The organism is Pseudomonas sp. MUP55, assembly GCF_034043515.1.
Taxonomy (GTDB): domain Bacteria; phylum Pseudomonadota; class Gammaproteobacteria; order Pseudomonadales; family Pseudomonadaceae; genus Aquipseudomonas.
Genome location: NZ_CP138214.1, coordinates 3747070 through 3763712, shown reverse-complemented (window position 1 = coordinate 3763712; position 16643 = coordinate 3747070). Strand labels below are relative to the sequence as shown.

The window sequence follows — 16643 nt, the reverse complement described above, 5'->3', positions numbered from 1 at the left end:
ATTCGACGTTTCCTACGGATAATTCGCTGCACGACCGATGGGTCGGAATATTTATGTTTGTTTAAGTGATTGATAAAAAAGGGGAAAGTCATAAATTAAAAATATTTTTCAAATTTAACCTCGGGCGCCTGTAGCCAATTTCCTACAAGCCTTTAATCGTTTCAGTAGTGAACCCTCTGCCAAGCCCGTTTCCATCCGTTTGGATGTCCGGGTTTCGGGTGTCAGACGCCGCCCCGTCCCCATGCTCAAATCCGGCCAATTCGTGGTAATGGGCGACCCTGCGCGGCCAGTGCCTGACCCCCATGAGAAGGATCTTATGACGCAACTTTCCAGCCTGCCGGCCAGCTTCCCCCTCACCGCCGCACAACAGGACATCTGGCTCGACCAACTGCGCGCCGGCGATTCGCCGCTGTACAACATCGGCGGCTATGTTGAGCTGGCCGGCGCCATCGCACCCGAGCTGATCCAGCGTGCGGTCGAGCTGCTGGTGGCACGGCACGATGCCTTGCGCACCCGGTTGCATACCGACAGCCATGGCTTGCCCCGACAGACCTTCACCGCCGACTGGGCGGTGGACGTGGCGCAGTACGATTTCAGCGGGCTGCCCGATCGTGAGGCCGCGGCCCAGGCCTTGATGCAGGCGCAGATGGCCCGGCCCTATGCACTGAGTGGCGAGCCGCTGTTTCGCTTTTTCCTGGTCAAGCTCGACGACGACCATTTCCGTCTCGGCACCCAGGCCCATCACCTGATCCTCGACGGCTGGGGGTTCGGCCAGATGCTGCAATCCCTCGCCCAGCTGTACACCAGCCTGCAACGCGGCGGGCAAACGCACGTGCTGGCGCCGTCCTATATCGACTTCATCGACACCGACCAGCGCTACCTTCAATCCGCCCGCTGCGCCCGCGACCGTGACTATTGGCTGGATAAATACCAAGTGCTGCCCGAGCCGCTGCTCACCCCAAGGCACACCGCCAGAGCCGCGAGCAACACCTGTGTGCAAGCCTTTGAGGTGGCACTGCTCAACCGTATGGAACAGGTCGCCAACCGCTACCAGGCGTCGGCGTTCCATGTGTTGCTGGCGGCGCTGTATGTGTATTTCACCCGTACCAGCCAGCGCAGCGAATGGGTGGTGGGGCTGCCGATTCTCAACCGCTCCAACGCGCGCTTTCGCGCCACGGTCGGCATGTTCGCCCAGGTCAGCGCGGTACGTTTTCAGTTCAGCGAGGCCTTAAGTTTCAGCGAGTTGGTGCGCGGGGTGCGCGACCAGCTCAAGCAGGACTTTCGCCACCAGCGTTTCCCCCTGAGCGAGATGAACCGCGAGCTGGGGCTGCGGCGTACGAACCGTGGCCAGTTGTTCGACCTGTCGGTGTCGTTCGAGCAGGACGACCATGACCTGCGCTACGGCCAGGTGCAGGCTCGTGCGATCAAGGTGTCCAACCACCATGAACCGCTGCCGATAGCGATCCACTTGCGTAGCAACCGTTACCAGGACACCGCGTGCCTGCATTGCGTCTATAACGAGGCGTACTTTGAGCATCATGAAGTGCAGGGGTTGGTGCAGTGCGTGACCGGGTTGTTGCAGCAGGGCCTGGCCGACACCACGCTCACGGTGGGCGAGTTTGATCTGTTGACGCCACAGGACCAGGCCTTGTTGCAGCAATGGAATGCCACCGCGCAACCCAACGTCACGCCGCAGACCCTGCACGGGCGTATCGAGGCTCAGGCCGAGCGCACACCGCAGGCCGTCGCGGCGCGACACCAGGGGCAGCAACTGACGTATGCCCAACTCAACCGCCGAGCCAATGCGCTGGCCCATCGACTCTTGGCCCTTGGCCTGCAGCCGGATGACCGCGTGGCGGTGCTGGCGCGGCGCGGCCTGGACACCCTGGCAGGGTTGCTGGCGGTGCTCAAGGCCGGCGCCTGCTACGTGCCGATAGACCCGGCGCACCCCACCGAACGCGTGAACTACCTGCTGCACGACAGCGCGCCTGTGGCAGTGCTGGCCCAGCACGACTTGCTGCAGCGCCTGCCGCCCTTGCAGGTGCCAGTGCTTGCGCTGGAGCCGTGCAGCGACCCCGGCAGCGACAGCAACCCGCAGGCGCCGGTGAAGGCGTCCAACCTCGCCTATGTGATCTACACCTCCGGCTCCACGGGCTTGCCCAAGGGCGTGATGGTCGAACACCACAGCGTGTCCAACCTGGTGGACTGGCATTGCCGGGCCTTCGACCTGCACGCGGGCAGCCACACCGCGAGTGTCGCCGGGTTTGGTTTCGACGCGATGGCCTGGGAGGTCTGGCCGGCGCTGTGCGTGGGCGCGACCCTGCACCTGCCGCCCGTGCATGACGGCGCGGAAGATATCGATGCGCTGCTCGACTGGTGGCGCAGCCAGCCGCTGGACGTGTGTTTCCTGCCCACGCCCGTGGCCGAATACGCGTTCAGTCAACACCTTGCGCACCCCACCTTGCGCACCTTGCTGATCGGCGGCGATCGCCTGCGCAGGTTCAATCGGGCGCAGACGTTCGACGTCATCAACAACTATGGCCCCACCGAAGCCACCGTGGTCGCCACCTCCGGGCGCGTTGCCGTCGGCCAGCCGTTGCACATAGGGGCACCCATCGCCAACGCCCGCGTATACCTGCTGGACGCGCAGCAACGGCCGGTACCGATTGGCACGGCGGGGGAGTTGTACGTCGGTGGCAAGGGCGTGGCGCGTGGTTACTTGAATCGCCCCGACCTGAGTGCCGAACGTTTTCTCGACGACCCGTTCAACGGTGGCCGCATGTACCGCAGCGGGGACCTGGCGCGCTGGCTGGCGGACGGCACGCTGGAGTACCTGGGGCGCAACGACGACCAGGTGAAAATTCGCGGCGTGCGGATCGAGCTCGGGGAAATCGAATCGGCCCTGGCCACGCATCCCTCGGTCAAGACCGCCGTGGTGGAGTTTCGTGACGGGCAATTGCTGGCCTGGTTCATCCAGCACCAGCCGCTGCAAATCGAAGCCCTTCGCGCGCACCTGCAAGCCTCGCTGCCCGATTACATGCTGCCGGCGGCCTACGTGCGCCTTGATGCGTTGCCGCTCACCGCCAACGGCAAGCTCGACCGCAAGGCGCTGCCGGCACCCACTCAGCAGGCGTTCGTGACCCGTCGCTATGAGGCGCCCCACGAGGGCGTCGAAGCCACCCTGGCGCAGATCTGGGCCGAGTTGCTGCAGGTGCAACAGGTTGGCAGGCAGGACCATTTCTTTGAACTGGGCGGGCACTCGCTGCTGGCGGTGCAACTGGTGCAGCGCATGCGCGAGGCCGGCCTGCAGGCCGACATGCAAGTGCTGTTCGGCCAGCCCACCCTGGCAGCGCTGGCGGCGGCCAGTGTCGGCAGCGAAGTGGCGGTGCCGGCCAATCGCATCCCCACCGGTTGCACGCGGATCACGGCCGACATGCTGGTCCTGGCCGACCTCGACGAGTCCAGTCTGGAGCGCATCGTCGCCAGCATCCCCGGTGGCGCCGCCAACGTGCAGGAGATCTACCCGCTGGCGCCATTGCAGGAAGGTTTGCTCTACCACCACATTACCGATGAGCGCGATCCGTACCAGCAGCATGCGCTGTTCAGCTTTGCACGCCGCGAGCAGTTGGATGCGTTTGCCCAGGCCCTGCAACAGGTCATCGACCGCCACGATATTTTGCGCACCAGCCTGGTGTGGGATGCCCTTGATCAACCGATGCAAGTGGTGTGGCGCCAAGCGCGGTTGCCGGTCGAACCGCTGCGTGAGCACGCCTTGCCGCTGGACTTGCGCCGCGCGCCGCTGATGGCCCTGGATTACGCCGAAGAACCGCATCACTCGCGCTGGGTCGCCAGGTTGCGCTTCCATCACCTGGTCAACGACGCCACGTCGACTGCCGTGTTGGTGGACGAAATTCGCGCCCATCTGCTGGGGCAGCACGCGCAGTTGCCGGTGCCGGTGCCGTACCGCAACGTGGTCGCGCAGACCCGTTCACCGCAGCGGCAAGCGGCACATGAGGTGTTCTTTCGTGAGCGCCTGGCGGATGTGGACGCACCGACCCTGGCCTTTGGCTTGCAGGAACGCCAGGCGGACCGGGCTGACATCGAAGAATTCGTGCAAGCGGTGGACGAGTCGCTCAACCAGCGACTACGGGCCCAGGCCCGCGCTGTTGGAGTGAGCGTCGCCAGCCTGTTCCACCTGGCCTGGGCGCAGGTGCTCAGCCGCGTCGCAAGCCGCGAGGACGTGGTGTTCGGCACCGTGTTGCTCGGCCGACTGCAAGCCGGCGAGGGGGCGGACCGCGCCCTGGGCATGTTCATCAACACTCTGCCGCTGCGCCTGCGCCTGGCCGGGCAAAGCGTGTTGGCGGCCGTGACGGACACCCACAGCCAACTGAGCGCCTTGCTTGCGCATGAGCAAGCGTCTTTGGCGCTGGCCCAGCGCTGCAGCAGCGTCGCGCCGCTGTTCAACAGCCTGCTCAACTACCGTCACACCAGCGCCGAGCCGGACCTGAAACTGGTGCCGGGCATCGCCTTGCTCAGCAGCGAGGACATCCTCAGTTACCCGCTGATGCTCACCGTGGACGACATCGCCAGCGGCTTGCGGCTCAAGGCCAAGGCGCCGCGCAAAGTGGGGGCTGAACGCGTGCTGGGTTACCTCGACACTGTGCTCAACGGCCTGGTCGACGCGCTGGAGCAGGCGCCCGCCACCCCGTTGCGCGAGGTGCCGGTGCTCCCTGCTCACGAGTTGCAGACGTTGCTGGTGGACTTCAACGCCACCGCTGTCGACTACCCCGACACCCTCACCGTGCAGGCGCTGTTCGAAGCCCAGGCGCGGCACCGGCCGGATGCCGTGGCAGTGCAGGCGGGTGCGCAGCAACTGACCTATCGCGAACTCAACCAGCGCGCCAATCAACTGGCCTTCCACCTGCGCGAGCACGGCGTACAGCCCGATGCGCGGGTGGCGCTGTGCGTCGAACGCGGGCTGGACCTGGTGGTGGGCTTGCTGGGGATTCTCAAGGCAGGCGGCGCCTATGTGCCGCTGGACCCGGGCTACCCCCGCGAGCGCCTGGCCTACATGCTGCAAGACAGCCAGCCGGTGGCGCTGCTGCTACACGCCGCCACCCGCGACCGGGTGCAGGACGTTGCGCTGCCGGTGATCGATTTCGACCAGTGCACCTGGCACCAGGCACCGAGCGACAACCCCGTGGTGCCGGGTTTGACCATGAATCACCTGGCCTACGTGATGTACACCTCCGGCTCCACCGGCACCCCCAAGGGGGTGATGATCGAGCATCGCGGCCTGGGCAACCTGATGCACTGGGGCGCGCGGCTGTGCCCGCAGGCTCCAGGCGGCGCCTTGTTGCAGCGCGCGCCGTTCAGTTTCGACGGTTCGGTGTGGGAACTGTTCTGGCCGCTGACCCAAGGCATGCGCCTGGTGCTGGCGCGGCCCGACGGGCATCGAGAACCGGCGTACCTGGCACAGCTGATCCGCGAGCAGCACATCAGCGTGATCAAGTTTGTGCCGGCAATGTTGCAACAGTTTCTTGAATTGCAAGCGTCAGCCCTGTGCACCAGCCTCACCGACATACTGTGCGGCGGTGGCGAGCTGACCGAAGCCCTGGCACGCGGGGTGCAGGCGCGCTTGCCCGGCGTGCGGTTGCACAACGTCTATGGGCCTACCGAAGCCACGGTGGACAGCAGCGCATGGACCCTGGAACCGGGCGCGCCGGTGCCCGCGCTGCAACTGCCCATAGGCCGGGCGATCAACAACACCCGCCTGTATGTGCTGGATGAGCACGACGCGCCCGTGCCGATGGGCATCAGCGGCCAACTGCACATCGGCGGGGTCGGCGTGGCTCGGGGCTACCTGGGCCTGCCCCAGATGAGCGCCGAACGCTTCATCGACAGCCCCTTCGTCGCGGGTGACCGGCTGTATCGCACCGGTGACGTGGTGCGCTACCTGCCGGACGGTAACCTGGAATTTCTCGGGCGCAACGACTTCCAGGTCAAACTGCGTGGCGTGCGTCTGGAGCTGGGCGAAATCGAAGCACGCCTGACCGCCCATCCCGCGTTGCGAGAAGTGGCGGTGCTGATTCGTGACGAGCGCCTGATCGCCTACTTCACCCTGCGCGAGCCGGCCCCCAGCCTGGACGCATTGCGCGCCCATGTACTGGAGCAGTTACCCGAATACATGGTACCGGCCGCCTTCGTGCAACTGGACGCACTGCCGCTCAACCCGGCCGGTAAACTCGACCGCAAGGCCCTGCCGGAACCCGGCCTGGACGCCGTGGTGAGCCGCGCCTATGAAGCCCCGCAAGGCGAAGTGGAAAACCTGATGGCGACGATCTGGGCGCAGGTGCTGAAGCTGGAACGGGTAGGGCGCCACGACCACTTCTTCGAACTCGGCGGGCACTCGCTGCTGGCGGTGAACCTGGTCGCACGCCTGCGCAAAGCGGGTCTGGAAGTGGATGCCCGCACCTTGTTCAGTCAGCCGACACTGGCGCAACTGGCGGCGCGCGCAGTGGCACACGTGCAGCGCGTGGAAGCACCCGAAACCGCCATCCCCGCACTCAACCGCCGACGCCGAATCTGAAGGGGGAAGGTAACCAATGTGGGAGGGGGCTTGCCCTGGTACAAACCGGGGACATCGTTTACATTTCTAACCGGGGACATGGTTTACAGGTTAATACGCATGATCAGGAGGTAACTGATCATGCCCTGGAACCAAGAGTCCCCTATGAATCAGCGAATCAGACTGGTCGCCGACTGGCTTTCTGGCAACTACACCAAAAGCCAGTTGGCACGCCGCTTTAACATTAGTCGGCCTACCGTCGACAAATGGATTGCCCGGCACAACGGTGATTTAAAGTCCTTATCCGAACTGTCTCGGCGACCTCACAACAGCCCAAATAAAACCGACGAAGAGATCTTGGCCCGCGTCGTGGCGATGAAACAGGCTCACGATAAATGGGGGCCAAAGAAGCTTCTTGAGCTATTACGGCTTGAAGATCCCTCAGTCGCCTGGCCTTCTCCGAGTACAGCAGGCCAATGGCTTGATCGGCTCGGGCTCGTCAACAAGCGACGCTTCAAGCGCCGGCACAGTATTTCCCACGTAGAGATGCGAGAAGCCAACGAACCTAACAAGACGTGGTGCGCTGACTACAAAGGGCAATTCAAGATGCTTAACGCGCAGATGTGCTTCCCTTTGACCGTTACGGACCACGCGTCCCGGCTGATTCTGGCGTGCAGGGCCCATCCCAAGATCATGACCCAGCCGGTAAAACAAACATTTGAGAGGCTTTTTCAGGAGTACGGCATGCCGGAAGTTATCCGTTCGGACAACGGGGTTCCGTTCGCCTCTCCTGGCTTGGCAAGAATGTCCACATTGGCAGTTTGGTGGATACGCCTGGGCATCTATCCGGAGCGCACCATGCCTGGAAGGCCAGCGCAGAATGGCCGCCATGAGCGAATGCACCGTAGTTTGAAGCTTGAGCTGCCCTTAGGAAAAAACTTAGTCGAGCAGCAGCTTTTGCTGGAGCACTTCAGGCATGAGTTCAATTACGTACGCCCTCATGAAGCACTCGGTATGAAACGTCCGGGAGATTTGTATGTACCGTCCTCCCGACCTTACCCAGGATGCTTGCCCGATGTGGAGTATCCCGCGCAAATGAAGGTTCGCAGCGTCAGGCAGGATGGATCGATCAAATGGAACGGCAAGTTGGTATTTATCAGCGAGGCGCTATCTGGGGAACGGATAGGGCTCAAAGAAGCTGAAGATGATGTTTGGGATTTGTACCTGTGTGATTATCCCTTGGGGAGGCTTGGACGAGGTATGACCCGCGTCCAGGCCTCAAAAGTGTAAACGATGTCCCCGGTTTCAGATGTAAACGATGTCTACGGTTCTACACCTAATGCCAGTCAGTTAAGGCTTTTTGTAGGAGCGAGCTTGCTCGCGAAGAACTCAGGGCCTGCGCGTTCATTCAGAATGAACGCGTTGCCTGGGCGTTTTTCGCGAGCAAGCTCGCTCCTACATTGAGCCCCGATAGCCATAGGTATCTACACAGCTTTCCCGCGGCCCTAAACCTGTGACGGCTCAGCAGCCGAAGCCTCTCGATCCAAATGTGGGAGGGGGCTTGCCCCCGATGGCGGCCTGACAGCCAACCAGGACGCGGGATCAGCGCACGTCAGCTAAGAAGCAGTGCGCAGCGCCCTCCGTCTTTTTAAACAAAGAACAGGGTGCGGATCGTTCCCACGCTCCGCGTGGGAATGCCTCCCGGGACGCTCCGCGTCCCGCCAATCACGACTGCGCACGGGTGACGCAGAGCGTCACGGGCTGCATTCCCACGCGGAGCGCGGGAACGATCTTGAAGCGCTTTCGCACAGCTTATGGAGCCGTTTTCAACGGCTTTATGCATTCAATGGAGCGATCCACGGTGGTCTTGGCGATCTCCAGCAAATGCCACACCGCCAGAATCTTCGCCCGCTCCGGGCTGCTCAGCAGCTCCCCACAATCGAGCGCCGTCGCTGAAGCGCTGTCGAGCAAGCTGGCGGTGTAGAGCAGGGCATCTTCGAAGCTCAGGTCTTCGTTGACGCTGTGGAAGCCTTGGGTGGGCAGATAATGATCGATAGCACGGTTGAATGCGGCACGGTCTTTGGCGGGATCGAGGGGTGGGTCGGGGATGACTTTGTTCATGGTGTAACTCCGTGTTGGATTGGGAGTCGACACCCGTCGCGACTAAACGAGGGTGGCGGCTGTACGCAGGTTAGTCGACCGGCCCAACACGAAATATCCGGCGCACCCGAAGGTGCCCTACGCACAGCCACCATAAAACGCATGGAGACTATGCCGTGTTGGAAGAGGCGAGCGACTAAACCCGATCACTGATGAGCAGTGACGGACCGCAGACTAGCCACCGATTCCAACCGGCACAAGGCGGCGGGGATTGTCTCGGAAACGTCCTGCAATTTAAAGGGATGTGGCTTGCTGGCCCTTTACAAGTCATGACGAAATGCCAGCTGGCGGATCGTTCCCACGCTCCGCGTGGGAATGCCTCCTGGGACGCTCCGCGTCCCGCCAATCACGACTGCGCACGGCTGACGCAGAGCGCCACCGGCTGCATTCCCACGCGGAGCGTGGGAACGATCTTGAAGCGCTTTCGCACAGTTTATGGAGCCGTTTTCAACGGCTTTATGCATTCGATGGAGCGATCCACGGTGGTCTTGGCGATCTCCAGCAAATGCCACACCGCCAGAATCTTCGCCCGCTCCGGGCTGCTCAGCAACTCCCCGCAATCCAACGCCGTCGCCGAAGCGCTGTCGAGCAAGCTGGCGGTGTAGAGCAGGGCATCTTCGAAGCTCAGGTTTTCGTTGACGCTGTGGAAGCCTTGGGTGGGCAGATAATGATCGATAGCACGGTTGAACGCGGCACGGTCTTTGGCGGGATCGAGGGGTGGGTCGGGGATGACTTTGTTCATGGTGTAACTCCTTGTGAGTATCGGAGCCAACGCCTTTCGCGACTAAACGAAGGTGGCGGCTGTACGCAGGTTAGTCGACCGGCCACAAGGAAATCCGGCGCGCCCGAAGGCGCCCTGCGCACAGCCACCATTAAACTCCATGTGACCATGCGCCTTGTGACATACCGAGCGACTAAACCCGATCACTGATGAGCAGTGACGGACCGCAGACTAGCCACCGATTCCAACCGGCACAAGGCGGCTGGGATTGTCTCGGAAACGTCCTGCAATTTAAAGGGATGTGGCTTGCTGGCTCTTTGGAAATGTTTCAGCGGGTGAACGGCACATTACCGCTTGTCGGATTACTTTCCTCATTTGTGAAATGGCGCTTCTTGTCCTACACGACTCTCGTAGGTAGAGCTATTGATAGGGATATCTCGTAAGGCCTTAATTTGAAAAATAAACAGTGCATCGTTGATGCGGCCTGATCCGGGAACTTGTTTTTTAGCAACTATCAATGCTCTGAATTGGTTGCAGGAGAATTCCTGATTAAAAGTGGTAAATTTCCTACATTCAAACTATTAAAATATTGCACATTTTTCAAGGTTAACTAAATTGTCAGAGGCACATTCGGAAAGTGATATTTGGGATGTGAGGGCAGACTTTTTCCTTGAGGTGATATATGTATATTTATCCCTTGTTAAAACCACTCCTTCTCGCGACGCTTTTCATCAAGGAACAGTTCAAGGAACCCATCGCACTTTTTTGGATCGTGGTGTCCCCGGCAGCCACCTTTTATCTAATAATGTACGCGAGGGCGCCTGGAGAGCTATCGCAAGATTATTTATCTGTTACCTCGTGGTTCTACGCCTTCGTCGCCTCAAGCGTAGCGCTGTTTGGCTTGGCTTTTTATATAGTTGGGCGCAGAGAAAGTGGATTTTTGCGATCGTTTGTCTATGCGCGAAATACAAAATTAACTTTTCTTGCAGGACAGTTTCTTGCCTATTCCTTTATGTCAGTTGTGTATTGCGCTGTTTTTTACGGATTGACGCGTAGCTATTTCGGCATGATGGCGTTTTCGGAGTTGGCTATTATTATTGTGCGCTTTTATATGTGCTTTCTCCTTTTCTCGATACCTTCGCTGTTGCTGACACTGATTCCGGTTGGTTTTCAAAATATGAATACTTTATTTTCCATATTGTCATTTTCCATGTTGGCGCTGGGTATTGCCAGCATGAACTCAGCGGCGCCTATCATCGAGATAATCAGTATTTTTAATCCAATGTCGTGGGCCAATCGAATTATGGCGGATGGCGTGGCTCAGTCATTAACCGTGGTATGGGTAGTTGTTCTTTTATTCGTATCGACAGGCTTTATAACGTTCCGGTACTTACTGATTAACCCGGTTTGGAGTCGCTACTGATGAAACAGCTGGTCGTGAGCTCATTGGATATCAGTTACGCACAGCATGTGCTGTTCAAGAATGCCTCGTTGAAAGTCCAAGCTGGTTCAGTTTCAGGCCTGCTAGGGCCTAACGGCTCCGGAAAAACAACGTTTTTTGATGTGATTTGTCGTCTGAAGAAAATGGATGGCGGCGAAATGCATCATTCCTTTTCCAAACTGCTGTACCTCTCTCAAGTCATTGCAACCCCACCTGTATTGCGTATGTTCGATGTGTTCAAGATGATGATGCTTTTTTGCGCAGATGCGCCTGTGACGCAGCGCCATGCCTTGGAGAAGGTTGAAAAGTGGAGCCCTGGGATCGCCGACCGTTATTGCGAGATATGGAAGAAGAAATCATCCCTGTGCAGTTATGGGGAAAAGCGCTGGTTTTTTACATTGTCCTTACTCTGCGTCGGTGCTGATTTGGTGATTCTTGATGAGCCGACTGCGGGGGTCGATCCTGAGTTTCGGTATCACATCTGGCGGTGTCTTGAGGGGGCTGCGGCGGAAGGTGTCGCAGTGCTTGTGTCGTCGCATAACGTTGATGAAGTTGTCACTCACTGCGATGATTTTTACATGCTTAGCCAACGGCGTTTTAATCGCTTCACCGATGCGGCGGGCTTTATGCGCACGTATGAAGCCAGCAGTCTGGACGAGGCGTTTATTCATGCGGCCAGTATGACGAACGACTGAAAAGGGCCTTGCCTAGGTGGAGAAAAAATATGGTCTTCATTCCTCACGTCTCAACGCCCAGCAGGAATAAACGCCACGCTCCCCCCCGAGCGCTTCTGAAACAACCGCTCCCCATTATCCGGTTGCGTCGTGACCACCTGATGATCAACCCCCAGAAACGCCAACGGTTCGGGGTCCTCCCTGGAGTACTGCGCGACGATAATCGTGTGCCTTGGATCAAACCCCTGGCCGCTGGTTTTTTCCAGCCAGGCCATGAACGCGGCGCTGTCGCCCTGGCGCGGGTAGTCTTGGGTTTCGCTCACGTAGTAGAACGGTTTGCCGCCGTTCTGCAGGTACATCGGCAGCTTGTTGTCGACTTCCACCAGAATCAGCTGCCAATGGTTCCAGGGCGCGCTTTTCAGCGCCTGGGCTTGGACGTCCTCGGCGAAGCGGGTCACGCCGCCGTTGCGCGTGGTCCAGGGGTAGATCACGCCCAGCACCACGGCCAGCAGGCCTGCGGTGATGCCGAAGCTTTTTTGCCAGCGCGGCCAACTGGCCGGTTGTTGGCGCAGGTGTTCGCTCAGCCACCAGGCGGCGAGTAATTGGGCGAAGGGCACCAGGGGCAGTACGTAGTAACTGCGTCGGCTGCCGCTGGCGGTGAAGAATAGGAACAACAGGCCCAGGCTCCACACCAGCCAGCGCACGTTGGGTGGCGTGCGGTGCCAGTGGCGCAGGGCAAGCCATGCGCCGAGCATCCAGCACGGCGCCCAGGGCAAGGTGTAGACCGGCAGGTAGATCAGGTAGGTGTAGATCGGGCCCATATGGTCGAAGGGGTCGAAGAAGCGCACCACGTTTTCGCGAAACACCAGTTCCAGCCCGCTCTCACCGTAGGTGGGCGCGCCGTAGCGGTGCGACAGTACGAAGGGAATGGCGTAGAACGCGCCGGCGATAACCAGGGCCAGGACCAGCCGCAGGTTGAGGTGGCGTTTGTAACGTTGCTCGCTGAGCAGGTGCGGCAGCAGTGCCAGCCCCGGCAGCACAAAGCCGATCAGGCCCTTGAACAGCGACGTTGCCGCCAGCAGCAAAAAGAATACGCTGTAGCGCCCCAGCCGGGTGTCGTCCGGCCCGCGCCAGTACCACCAGACCGCCGCCAGCACGCCGCACACGGTCAGCACGTCGGCCGTGGCCACGCGGGCCCAGAACAGGAAGTAGAAGGTGGTGGCTAGCATCCACCCGGCGATCAGCCCGGTGCCCTTGCGAAACAGCTGTTCGCCGATCAGGTACACCAGCCAGATGCTCAGCCAGGCCGCGATTACCGATGACAGGCGCAGCGACCAAGGGCCAAGGCCGCCCATCAGGTTGGCGAAGCCGGTGATCAGCCAGTAGGAGGGCAGGGGTTTGTCGTAATACGGTGTGCCCTTGAGGTAGGGGTCGAAGTAGTCACCGCTTTGCAGCATCTGCAGGGCAATGTTCGCCCAGCGGGTTTCCGGCCCCCACAGCTCGCGACTGCCCAGGCCCAGCAGCAGGAGCAAGGCCGAGACACCGAGCAACAAGGCGAGGGCGCCGCGTTCGGTTTTCCAGAAGCGCATGGGCTGTTCCTGTGAAGGCGATCAAGGTTGTTGGGGGTAAATCATCAGTACCAGGCCGCCCTTGCGGTAGCGCTTGCCACCCGGGGGCAATTGGCCTTCCTCAAGATGTTCGCTGGTGCTCATGACGCGCAGCAGCACGCCGACTGAACCGTGTTGGCGTGCCTCGGCCAACCAGGGCTGCACGCTGTCCAGCGTGACCTTGCGTTGCTCGGAATCCGGGTACTCCAGGCCGTAACGCAGCTCGCCCGTGGTGTTGTAGAACGCCACCTGCGGTCTGCGCAGGCGCCATGAAAGCGCCGATGCCGCGCTCAGGTCGTTGCTCAGCAAAGCATGGGTGTGTTGCAGTTCATCCAGATGCTCAAGCACGAACTGGTCGGGCATTTCGTTCGCCGCGATGATGTGCGGCATGCCCGCCGGGAGCAGCGCCACCAGCAGGCCGATCCCCAGTGCTGGCATCGCCCATAGCGTCAGCGGACGCATCGCTTGCAGCAGGTTGGCCAGGATCCAGCCGAGCAGCACGATAAAGGTCAGGGACAGGCTGAACATCTCGGCGTGGCTGTTGCTGTAGACCGGGTTGGCGATCTGCAAGCAAATCAGCGTCACCATGGCCGCCATGCCGAGGACGAAATTGAGCGCGCCGTTGATGAAGATCGCACGGGGCTTGTGCCGGTTGAGCAGGTCAATCAAGGCATGGCCCATCAGCAGCGCCAGCGGTAACAGGCACGGCATGATGTAGGTCGGCAGTTTGCCGCTGCTCAGGCTGAAAAAGCCCAGGGGCAGCAGCAGCCACAGGCCGAGAAAGGCGATGGCGGGCTGGCGTCGGTCTTTCCAGGCTTTGACCAGGGTGTTGGGCAACAGGGCCGCCCAGGGCAGGCACGCCACCACCATGATCGGCAGGAAAAACCAGAACGGCCGCGCATGCTGCGCATTGTCCGAGGCGAAGCGGCGGATGTGTTCATGCCAGAAGAAGAAGCGCCAGTAATCCGGCTCCTGCAGATGGATCGCCAGCACCCAAGGCAAGCAGACCAGCACCGCGACCAGGATCGCCAATGGGCCGCAACGCAGCAACTCGCCGACGCGTCGCTGCCAGATCAGATAGGGCACGGCGATCAACACGGGCAGCAGCCACGCCAGAAAGCCCTTGGTCAAAAAGCCCATGCCGCACGCCAACCCCAACAGCGCCCAGGCACCCAGACGCGCGCGGGGCGTGGCGCTGTCGAGCGCAAACCAGAGGGCGACCAGGCTCAGGTTGACCCAGAACGTGAATTGCGGATCGAGGTTGGAATACCCCGCTTGCCCGGCCACCAGGCCAAAGCTTGCGTAGAGCAAGGCACAGGCGAAGCTTTTACGCGGCTCGTTCCACAGGCGCCGTGCAATCAGGTACGTCAACAGCACACTCAGCGCCGTGGTCAGGACAGAGGCGATGCGCACGCCGAACAGGTTCTGGCCGAACACGGCCTGGCCCAGGGCAATCAGCCAATAACCGGCGGCGGGTTTTTCGAAATAACGCACCCCCATGAAGTGCGGCGCGACCCAGTTGCCGCTCATCAGCATTTGCTGGCTGACCTGGGCGTAGCGGGTTTCATCTGGCGTCCACAAGCCGTGCAAGCCCAACGGCAGCACAAGGAAAATGACCAGGCCAAGCAATAGCACGGGCACGGGCTTCAATGGGTTCATGACACTATCGCTCCTTGATATGAGTCGCGGATGCGAAGTTTGAATAGTTAAGGGCGTCAAGCATTAAGGGCATCACTAATTCATGGGGGTGTCAGGGCTTCCTGAACTAACAGGCGCACTTAAAATGCCAGACCCAGGCTGTCATCTTGCTGAACGCACTATTCACCAATATGTAAAAAAGTGTATTTAAAGTTGTTTCAGTACGGCCGCCCAATCCTCGTTTTTCATAGTGCCCATGACGTTGAATGTACCGTTGGGCAATACCTGCACGAAGAGTGCGCTGCCGTATTCGGCGGCCTGGGCATGGGGGTAGCCGAGTGCCTCCTGGAAGTCGTTCATGCAGGCGCTGTGGGTGATCAGCATCAGGTTGCGATCGGGCTGTTTATGGCTGAGGATTTCCTCGCCCATGGCGTCACCGCAGATGGCGAGCGGGCCAGGGGAAAGCTCGGTCTTGCCGAACATGAACAGCGACGTCTGCGCGGTGCGCGTGGTGGGGCTGCTGAGCACGTCTGTGCGTTCCATGCCCAGTGTCTCAAAGGCTATTCCCAGATCTGCCGCGCGCTGCGTGCCATTGATCGTCAGGCCGTCGGCCGGACCAAAGCAGGGATTGTCCGAGCGATCGCACCGCTCCTCATGACGCACCAGCACCACCAGGTCGCCGTTGCGCCAACTGGCCATCACGCCAGAGGTGACCAGGCGATTGCCAATGCCCAGGTCTTCAGGTGACCGTGGCCAGAATAAAAAAGCGGTCACCAGCAATGCGAAAACGATGATGGTTGCCACCGGCACGCGGTATTTTCTAAGGCGCTTTAACCTGGCCCGTTGGGGTTTGGTCAGGGTAATGTCTGCCACGCTGTTCACCATCGGCACGAGTGATTGTTTTATTGTTAAAAGACGCACGCAACTTATACGGCCGAGGGCCTTGGTAGCGCAGAAGCCTGTCATACGGCTGCTGTCTTTTAGCTGAACATATGAATATTAAGAAACATCGCGTGGGCCAACTTAAAAGTGTCCGGTTAATGGTGCCTGGGCGCAGAATTTAAAGTGTCCGGAGTGGGCAGGCGGTGAAATCAATGTGAAAAAATTGCGTAGGAACGCCACGCAGCCGTTATTCTCGTTTGCAGTCCTTAACCCGAGCGTTCCTATGTTGCAGGTAGAAGGTGTGGTTAAACACTACGCGACCCCCCAAGGTCCGCTGGCCGTTCTGGCAGGCGTCGACCTGCACCTGGGGGCGCGCAGCAGCCTGGCGCTGATGGGGGAGTCGGGCAGCGGCAAAAGCACGTTGCTGCACCTGGTGGCCGGGCTGGACCGCGTGGACGGCGGCAGCATTCTGATCGGCGGCCAGCGCCTCGATCGCCTCAACGAAGGGCAACTGGCCCACTGGCGACGCACTGAAATCGGCCTGGTGTTCCAGCAGTTCAACCTGATCGGCAGCTTGCGGGTCGAGGACAACCTGGCGTTCCAGGCGCGCCTGGCCGGGCGTTTCGATGCGCAGTGGCAGGCGCAGTTGGTGGAGCGCCTGGGGCTGGGCGACTTGCTCAAGCGTTACCCGGAGCAGTTGTCCGGCGGCCAGCAGCAGCGGGTGGCGGTGGGGCGCGCACTGGCGTCCCGTCCAGGCTTGCTGTTGGCCGACGAGCCCACCGGCAACCTCGACGAAACCACCAGCGACGAGGTGCTGCAGCTGCTGCTCGACCTGCTGCGCGACAGCCCCACCAGCCTGTTGATGGTCACTCACAGCCCACGTCTCGCCGCGCGCCTGGATCAGCAAGTGGTGCTGCACCACGGCCGTGTCGTGCCGATGGAGCCGCGCTGA

10 protein-coding genes are annotated in these 16643 nt (G+C 60.5%); 5 read left to right on the top strand and 5 right to left on the bottom strand.

The features are described from left to right. Positions 1-316 precede the first annotated feature (316 nt). Positions 317-6589, top strand: a complete 6273-nt coding sequence (locus SC318_RS16810) for a non-ribosomal peptide synthetase (protein ID WP_320427707.1) — start codon at positions 317-319, stop codon at positions 6587-6589. A gap of 120 nt (positions 6590-6709) precedes the next feature. Continuing rightward, positions 6710-7858 carry an integrase core domain-containing protein gene (locus SC318_RS16805; RefSeq protein WP_413817564.1) on the top strand — a complete coding sequence of 383 codons (1149 nt, stop codon included), beginning with the start codon at positions 6710-6712 and terminating at the stop codon, positions 7856-7858. A gap of 522 nt (positions 7859-8380) precedes the next feature. Here SC318_RS16805 and SC318_RS16800 read toward each other — a convergent pair. Both SC318_RS16800 and SC318_RS16795 read right to left on the bottom strand, forming a co-directional pair. Beyond that, the gene (locus SC318_RS16800) at positions 8381-8689 is read right to left on the bottom strand and encodes a DUF6124 family protein (protein WP_320427705.1); all 309 of its coding nucleotides are present in this window, start codon (positions 8687-8689) and stop codon (positions 8381-8383) included. Between the two features lie 472 nt (positions 8690-9161). Then, entirely contained in the window at positions 9162-9470 is a 309-nt protein-coding gene (locus SC318_RS16795) for a DUF6124 family protein (RefSeq protein ID WP_320427704.1), read from the bottom strand. Between the two features lie 661 nt (positions 9471-10131). Here SC318_RS16795 and SC318_RS16790 point away from each other — a divergent pair. Together SC318_RS16790 and SC318_RS16785 are read left to right on the top strand one after the other, a co-directional pair. Next, the gene (locus SC318_RS16790) at positions 10132-10872 is read left to right on the top strand and encodes an ABC transporter permease (protein ID WP_320427703.1); all 741 of its coding nucleotides are present in this window, start codon (positions 10132-10134) and stop codon (positions 10870-10872) included. Beyond that, positions 10872-11585, top strand: coding sequence for an AAA family ATPase (locus SC318_RS16785; protein ID WP_320427702.1), 714 nt, complete (start codon positions 10872-10874; stop codon positions 11583-11585). The genes SC318_RS16790 and SC318_RS16785 overlap by 1 nt, the downstream gene beginning before the upstream one ends. A gap of 50 nt (positions 11586-11635) precedes the next feature. Here SC318_RS16785 and SC318_RS16780 read toward each other — a convergent pair whose 3' ends face one another. The 3 genes from SC318_RS16780 to SC318_RS16770 all read right to left on the bottom strand — a co-directional run bounded on the left by SC318_RS16780 (position 11636) and on the right by SC318_RS16770 (position 15694). After that, complete coding sequence (locus tag SC318_RS16780) at positions 11636-13153, bottom strand: ArnT family glycosyltransferase (protein WP_320427701.1); 1518 nt, start codon at positions 13151-13153, stop codon at positions 11636-11638. A 21-nt stretch (positions 13154-13174) separates the two neighbouring features. Then, complete coding sequence (gene arnT, locus SC318_RS16775) at positions 13175-14830, bottom strand: lipid IV(A) 4-amino-4-deoxy-L-arabinosyltransferase (RefSeq protein WP_320427700.1); 1656 nt, start codon at positions 14828-14830, stop codon at positions 13175-13177. Between the two features lie 186 nt (positions 14831-15016). Next, positions 15017-15694, bottom strand: coding sequence for a lipopolysaccharide core heptose(II)-phosphate phosphatase PmrG (locus SC318_RS16770; RefSeq protein WP_320431251.1), 678 nt, complete (start codon positions 15692-15694; stop codon positions 15017-15019). A gap of 280 nt (positions 15695-15974) precedes the next feature. On the opposite strand from SC318_RS16770, the gene SC318_RS16765 reads away from it, so the two are divergent. Beyond that, on the top strand, positions 15975-16643 hold the full coding sequence (locus tag SC318_RS16765) for an ABC transporter ATP-binding protein (protein ID WP_320427699.1): 669 nt from the start codon (positions 15975-15977) through the stop codon (positions 16641-16643).

What these genes read in the sequence shown, in the direction of transcription:
- SC318_RS16765 (WP_320427699.1), top strand. Translation starts at nt 15,975, where the DNA reads ATGTTGCAGGTAGAAGGTGTGGTTAAACACTACGCGACCCCCCAAGGT.
- arnT (WP_320427700.1), bottom strand. Translation starts at nt 14,830, where the DNA reads ATGAACCCATTGAAGCCCGTGCCCGTGCTATTGCTTGGCCTGGTCATT.
- SC318_RS16785 (WP_320427702.1), top strand. Translation starts at nt 10,872, where the DNA reads ATGAAACAGCTGGTCGTGAGCTCATTGGATATCAGTTACGCACAGCAT.
- SC318_RS16770 (WP_320431251.1), bottom strand. Translation starts at nt 15,694, where the DNA reads ATGGTGAACAGCGTGGCAGACATTACCCTGACCAAACCCCAACGGGCC.
- SC318_RS16805 (WP_413817564.1), top strand. Translation starts at nt 6,710, where the DNA reads ATGCCCTGGAACCAAGAGTCCCCTATGAATCAGCGAATCAGACTGGTC.
- SC318_RS16790 (WP_320427703.1), top strand. Translation starts at nt 10,132, where the DNA reads ATGTATATTTATCCCTTGTTAAAACCACTCCTTCTCGCGACGCTTTTC.
- SC318_RS16810 (WP_320427707.1), top strand. Translation starts at nt 317, where the DNA reads ATGACGCAACTTTCCAGCCTGCCGGCCAGCTTCCCCCTCACCGCCGCA.
- SC318_RS16780 (WP_320427701.1), bottom strand. Translation starts at nt 13,153, where the DNA reads ATGCGCTTCTGGAAAACCGAACGCGGCGCCCTCGCCTTGTTGCTCGGT.
- SC318_RS16795 (WP_320427704.1), bottom strand. Translation starts at nt 9,470, where the DNA reads ATGAACAAAGTCATCCCCGACCCACCCCTCGATCCCGCCAAAGACCGT.
- SC318_RS16800 (WP_320427705.1), bottom strand. Translation starts at nt 8,689, where the DNA reads ATGAACAAAGTCATCCCCGACCCACCCCTCGATCCCGCCAAAGACCGT.